We start from the raw sequence: 1,651 nt of genomic DNA, 5'->3' as shown, positions 1-1,651 counted from the left end.
GTGGTGGGGGTGGTTTGAAGTAGTGGTTTTGTTGGGGTGTTTGGGTGGGGTCGATGTGGGGTGGGGGGATGAATGTGGGTGTGTTGTTGGTGGTGGTGATGGTCCATTGTTCTTTGTGGATGAGGTGGTGGTGGTGGCTGCAGAGCAGGACGCCGTTGGTGGTGGTGGTTGGTCCGCCGTGTGACCAGTAGGTGATGTGGTGGGCTTCGCACCAGGGGGCGGGGATGGTGCAGTTGGGGAAGGCGCAGCCTTGATCGCGGGCGGTGAGGGCGGTGCGTTGGGCTGGGGTGAAGAGGCGGGTTTTGCGGCCGAGGTCGAGGATTTCGCCGTGGGTGCCCAGGAGTGCGGGGATGATGTCGGCATCGCAGGCGATTTTGCGGAGCGTGGCGGCGGGAACGGGTCCGGTGAAGGCAAAGGTCCCGGTGTTGTTTCCCGTGTCAGGGTCTGCCGTTGCTGTTGCTGTTGCTGTTGCTTTTGGTGGGGCGCTGGCGGGGAAGAGGTGTTGGTAGTGGATGGTGGCGATGATTTGGGGTCGGTTGCCGCCGGTGGTGGGCAGGGTGTTGGTGGCGAGGGCGGTTTTGGCGGCGGTGATGAGGCCGTCGAGTTGTTTTTGGGCGCGGGTGCGGCGGTCCAGGTCGGGTAGCGCGGTGGTCTCCGTTGTGTTGTGTTCTGTTGCGGTGCGCGCCCGTGGGCTGTCCCCGGCACCCCTTTCGGTGCTTGGGGTGCGGGGGTTGGTGGCGGTGTTCATGACGGTGAGGAGGTGTTCGTATTGGTCGGTGGTGGCGAAGATTTCGAGGTGGTGCAGGCCGTGGCGGGGTTTGCGGATGAAGGCGCCTTGGGTGTGGGCGAGGGCTTCTTCGGTGGGTTCGGTGCCGTCGGCGTCGATGGTGTCGGTCCAGCGTTGGGCCAGGCGGGTGAGGAAGTCAGGGTCGGTGGTGGTGGCGGCTTTGGTGAGGTGGTGTTCGATCGTGTCCAGGGTCTCGGTGGTGGTGTGGTGTTGGAGCCGGTCCAGGGTGGCGGTGATGATGGTCGCGGCGTGCGAGGATACGGCTGGTCCCTGCCCGGTCCCGGACGTGATCACAGTCTTGGACGTGATCACGGTGCCGGTGCCAGTGTCGGTGTCGGTGTCGGTGTCGGTGTCGGTGGTGGTGGGGGTGAGGGCGGCGGCGAGGTGGGGCCGGGTTGGTGGGAGTGGTTCGCCGGTGAGGGTGGTGGCTGGGAGGACGTGGTGGGCGAGGGTGAGGCGGCGGCGGGCTTCGCGGATGGGGATGTGCAGGCGCTGGCGGAGGAACTCTGCGGTGTTCCGGCATCCGTCATCGGCCGGGGACGTCACCACTGGGCGGCTTGGACGGGAGGGTGGGCCGGGCCAGTTGGTGTCGGTCTCGTTCACGGCGTTGGGGCCGGTGTTCAGGGTTTCGACACTGTGGGCGTCCCACCCGTTGGCCCAGTCCCGGGACGGGTTGGCGCGTGTCTTGGCTGCGGTGGCGTGGGTGATGGCCTGGGTGCGGGTCCGGTCCACCGCCGCGGCGCCCAGGAGCTGAAGGTACTCCACGCTCCGGGCGAGCTCCTCGGCCCGGGCGGCGAATTCGGCGGCTTCGACATAGGAGGCGGACGCCAGCACGTCCGGGGCGGCCAGGGCAAGGGCCGCAAG

The 1,651-nt window shown here is 67.3% G+C and carries 1 protein-coding gene; it reads right to left on the bottom strand.

What is annotated here, in order from left to right; genetic code table 11:
• Positions 1–1,651, bottom strand: a 1,651-nt coding sequence (locus tag ACR65J_RS20980) for an HNH endonuclease signature motif containing protein (protein WP_440172726.1), incomplete at both ends; no start/stop codon positions are given.

This window comes from Arthrobacter sp. SAFR-044, assembly GCF_059414985.1.
This window is presented reverse-complemented; position numbering and strand designations above follow the sequence as displayed.